The organism is Kocuria sp. CPCC 205231 (assembly GCF_040980965.1).
GTDB lineage: Bacteria > Actinomycetota > Actinomycetes > Actinomycetales > Micrococcaceae > Kocuria > Kocuria rosea.
Genome location: NZ_JAVKPP010000042.1, coordinates 1 through 3,859 on the forward strand (window position 1 = coordinate 1; position 3,859 = coordinate 3,859).

A 3,859-nucleotide genomic window follows, 5' to 3' on the forward strand; every position below is an offset into this window, starting at 1 on the left:
CGGTGACCGAGCCGGAGACGCGACTGATCGTCGCCGCGGACGGCTCCGTGACAGCAGATGCCAGTGCCTCGGCCAAGAAACGACCCTCCCGTGGAGGCTCTTCACGAGTTGTCACAGTCGACGACCTCGTACCGGAGCCTGAACAGACGACACGCCCGGTGGGGACCACCGAACCAGCCGCTGACCTGAGCGAACACCAGCCCGCGGAGCCGTCCATCGACGCGGAGACCCCGCAGACGCTTCCCAAGGCCGATGTCCCCCATTCAGGGGACGTATCTGAGCTCTCAGCTACGGGCCCACGGCCAGAGACCACCGCGGGCGACACGCCCGCCCACGACCCGGCGCCCAACAGCTCCACACCGACCCCTGTCGTCGCCGAGGCCGGAGATCCCCGCCTGCAGCTACGCCGGGAGACGACCACGGAGACACCCGAATCCCCCGCCCGCCACGGCTGGCGCGGATGGTGCAACCAGAGGCTCGGACTGTCCCTGGCGGCCTCGCCCGCCGAGCGGGCGTCTCGGGCCCGCCGGGTGCGGATCCAGCGACCCCTGGACACCCACCGCACCGTGGCGGTGCTCCAGCTCAAGGGTGGGGGCGGGAAGACCACCACCGCCTACCACCTGGCCGCCACGGCCGGGCGGGTGCGCGGGGGCAACATCCTGGCCGGGGAGTTCAACGAGAACCAGGGCACCCTGGCCGAACGCTCCCTGGCCGGCGGCCACGACCGCACCACCCTGGATCTGATCCGCAACCTGGAAACCGTCACCCGCCGCACCGCCGATCTGGTGCGCTACGTGCGACCCCAGGGCGATGACCGGATCCACGTGCTCGCCTCCCCACCCGAGGGCACCGACCGCACCCGGGTGGACGGACGCTCCGTACGCGCCGCGCACGAGACGCTGCGGTCCCTCTACAGCCTGATCCTGCTCGACACCGGCAACTCCGCCCAGTCCTCCACCTGGCGGGCCGCCGTGGACGTGGCCGACTCCCTGGTGCTGGTGGCCCACAACCGCGAGGACGACGCCCGGCTGCTGGAGGCCACCGTGGCCGCCGTCGCCGCCGAGGGCCACGGGCAGAAGCTGGCCCGGTCCGTGCTGGTGGTCTCCAACACCGCCACCAACAACACCGAACGCCTCACCCGCCTGCGCGAGTACGCCCAAGCGGTCGGACTCGCTGGGACCGTCGTCATCCCCTTCGACAAGTCCCTCCAAGAAGGACGCGCCTTCCACTTCGACGCCCTGCACCCAGCCACCGTGCGGGCCTACGAGGAAGCCACCGCCACCCTGATCGACCAGCTCTGACCCCCAGACCTCCCATCCCCCCAGGAGGCTGCCATGTCCGCTGCTGGATCCCCCCGTGCCCTCGGCACCCTCGTGGCGCTGCTGTTGGTCCTCAGTATCGGCTCGATCGTGGCCCTCGCCGTGCTCGTCGCCACCCTGGCCGAGGACGAAGAACAGGCCTCAGCCAGCTCCTGCACCGTCACCGCCGTCACCACGGGCAACGACAGCGGCCAGCAGCGGGCACCGAATATCCCCAACGGCTGGGCACCACTGGTCGAAGACGCCGCCCGGACCGCCGGGCTGCCGGTGAGCGTGGTGGCGGCACAACTGGCCCAGGAATCCGGGTGGAACCCGGACGCCACCAGCCCGGCCGGCGCCCAAGGCATCGCCCAGTTCATGCCCGCCACCTGGGCCACCTACGGCAACGGTGGGGACCCCTTCGACCCCGACGACGCAATCCCCGCCTACGGCCGCTACATGGCCGCCCTCAAGACCGAAGTGCGACCGATCGCCGGCGACGACGCCGGCGAGCTCGTGCGTCTGACCCTGGCCGCCTACAACGCCGGCCCCGGGGCAGTGGAGCAGCACCAGGGTGTGCCGCCGTACCAGGAGACCCGCGACTACATCGACACGATCCTGGACACCGGCCAGTCCCAGTTCTCCGCCCACTGCCAGGCCCCCACCGGGGCCCTAGCCTGGGACGGAGACCTCGGCGACGGCGAGTGGACCACCCCGTTACCAGGTGGAGTGTTCACCTCCGGCTACGGCGGCCGCGCCCTGGCCGGCGCCCCGTCCTGGGCCAATCAGCACGAGGGCGTGGACATCGCCACCCCCGGGGCCGGCAACGGCCGCGGCGGAGTCGTCGTCGCACCAACGGCTCTGCGAATCACCGGGTTCAACGCCACCGATGGGTGCGTGATCGCCAAGGAAAACGGGGATGACCCCGACTTCGGCTTCGCCTTCTGCCACCTGCACTCCTGGGACGTGGCCAAAGGCCAGCAACTCAAACGCGGCGACGTCATCGGTATCGAGGGCAACCGCGGCCGCTTCGGGATGGCCACGCACCTGCACTTCGAGATCTACAAACCCAACGCCCCGGACATGGTCTTCCCCTACCAAGGGCACAACCTCGACCCCGAGCCCATCCTCAAACAAAAAGGAGCATGGCCGAATTGACCCGACACCGCCTGATCACCGCCCTCACCCTGTGCCTGCTGCCCCTGACCGCCTGCGGGCCCGAGGGAGCACAGCAGACCAGCGAGCAGACCACCGCCCCCGCCACGGCCACGCCCTCCCCCACCGAGCACACCCCTGGAGAGGGCACCTTCCCCGACCCGGACACCGTGGACCGGGCCGACGTGGAGGCCACCGCCGAAACCGCCGCGCTGATGCTGCACTCCTGGGACACCGCCACCGACCGCACCCAAACCGCCGCCGCGATCCGCACCAAACCGCTGATGTCAGAGGATTGGGCCGCTAATCAGGTCGAGCCTGAACGCAACGGCAACCAGGCCGCCTGGCTAGAACCAGCCGAACACCAGGCCTACAGCGCGCCCAGCCTCATCCCGGCCGTCGGCGACGTCTCCCGCGACGTCGCCACAGACAGAGCCATCCGCGCCTACGACGTCACCTGGCGGTGGATCAGCCGCGACGGTCATGAGATCGAGGCCACCGGCCAACGCCAGGTCGTCATCTACCTCGAGAAGCACAACGGGCATTGGGACGTCGTTGGCCACCAGACCCATGACGTGGGCACCAGCAAGTAAACCCGACACGGACACCCGATGCTGTTCAATGTCATGTACATGTGGCAGGCTGATTCCATGAAGGAATACGAGCCCCCCAAGATGATCGGGCGCAGAGTCCCGTTCAGCATGCGGGTGCTTCCTGAACAGCACCGCCGCGCTTTCGAGAAGGCGGCCGCTCTCGGCCTGTCCCAGGCTGATTACATCGGTGCGCTGATCGACCGTGACTACGGATTACCGAACGCGATAGACGACCGGCAGAACGCTGAGGAGCTCCCCATCACCAAAACCGCTTAAACGACTGACGGCCCGCCGTGGAGGGCGGGCCGTCGAAGTCAATCAGCTGTCGCAAGTTTGCCGACCGAGACAGCTGGTTCAACAGAAACCGGATGAGAACCGCATATGAACCCATTACCAGGGGACTGTTGTGTCCCCTAGTGTACCTGAGGCGCGTCCGCAAGTGGACCCCGCCTTGCTGGATATTGCCCTTTTTTGCCCCGAGACCCCGGCCCGCCGGTTCCTTGAGCACCACCGGATCGAGTACTTCCGGTGCGGTCAGACCAAGTCGCAGGCGTTCCCGAACCGTGGGCGTCCTGCTGGTGACTTCGCGTTCATCCAACTCAATCCGGCCGATTGGTTGAACTTCCTCGTCGTGGACGTCGATGACGAGGACGCGTTGCTGAACCTGATGCACCCGGCTGTGCCCGAGCCGACCTGGATCATCGAGAACCCGCAGACTGGTCATGCCCAGGCCGGGTGGGCCATCGAACCGGTCTACCGGGGCGAGGGTGCTCGGCCGGGTCCGATCCGCTACGCGGAGGCGGTGCAGCGGGC

Annotated in this window: 5 protein-coding genes; all 5 read left to right on the plus strand. The window is 68.5% G+C overall.

The annotated features are described in order from the left end of the window. Positions 1 to 530 precede the first annotated feature (530 nt). A complete protein-coding gene (locus RF640_RS18665) occupies positions 531 to 1,301 on the plus strand; it encodes a hypothetical protein (protein ID WP_368828638.1) in 771 nt (256 codons plus the stop codon). Positions 1,302 to 1,334: 33 nt separating this feature from the next. Further along, positions 1,335 to 2,456 (plus strand): transglycosylase SLT domain-containing protein, encoded by a 1,122-nt coding sequence (locus RF640_RS18670; RefSeq protein WP_368828639.1) that lies wholly within the window; start codon positions 1,335 to 1,337, stop codon positions 2,454 to 2,456. Continuing rightward, positions 2,444 to 3,046 carry a hypothetical protein gene (locus RF640_RS18675; protein ID WP_368828640.1) on the plus strand — a complete coding sequence of 201 codons (603 nt, stop codon included), beginning with the start codon at positions 2,444 to 2,446 and terminating at the stop codon, positions 3,044 to 3,046. The genes RF640_RS18670 and RF640_RS18675 overlap by 13 nt, the downstream gene beginning before the upstream one ends. A gap of 18 nt (positions 3,047 to 3,064) precedes the next feature. Continuing rightward, positions 3,065 to 3,322, plus strand: a complete 258-nt coding sequence (locus RF640_RS18680) for a hypothetical protein (RefSeq protein WP_368828641.1) — start codon at positions 3,065 to 3,067, stop codon at positions 3,320 to 3,322. 163 nt (positions 3,323 to 3,485) lie between these two features. Beyond that, a partial coding sequence (locus RF640_RS18685; protein ID WP_368828642.1) for a replication initiation protein occupies positions 3,486 to 3,859 on the plus strand: 374 nt, incomplete at its 3' end.

Excerpts from the sequence above, each read along its gene's own strand:
- RF640_RS18670 (WP_368828639.1), top strand. The coding sequence starts at position 1,335 with ATGTCCGCTGCTGGATCCCCCCGTGCCCTCGGCACCCTCGTGGCGCTG.
- RF640_RS18675 (WP_368828640.1), top strand. The coding sequence starts at position 2,444 with ATGGCCGAATTGACCCGACACCGCCTGATCACCGCCCTCACCCTGTGC.
- RF640_RS18680 (WP_368828641.1), top strand. The coding sequence starts at position 3,065 with ATGCTGTTCAATGTCATGTACATGTGGCAGGCTGATTCCATGAAGGAA.